Annotated in this window: 1 protein-coding gene; it reads left to right on the forward strand. The window is 69.0% G+C overall.

Going from position 1 to position 229, the window contains the following annotated elements:
• On the forward strand, positions 1 to 229 hold a 229-nt coding region (locus KVS67_RS13755; protein ID WP_305799850.1), incomplete at both ends, for a peptide chain release factor-like protein.

The following is a 229-nucleotide window of genomic DNA, read 5'->3' on the forward strand; positions in this document are numbered from 1 at the left end:
CACCGAGTCCCAGGGCCGCACCCACACCTCGGCCGCCGGCGTGCTCGTGCTGCCCGAGGTGGACGCCCCGGACGAGGTCCACCACGATCCGAACGACCTCAAAGTGGACGTCTTCCGCTCCTCCGGGCCGGGCGGCCAGTCCGTCAACACGACCGACACCGCGGTGCGACTGACGCATCTGCCCACGGGGATCGTCGTCTCCATGCAGAACGAGAAGTCCCAGATCCAG

It is taken from the genome of Micrococcus sp. GbtcB5 (assembly GCF_019091605.1).
GTDB classification, from domain to species: domain Bacteria; phylum Actinomycetota; class Actinomycetes; order Actinomycetales; family Micrococcaceae; genus Micrococcus; species Micrococcus luteus.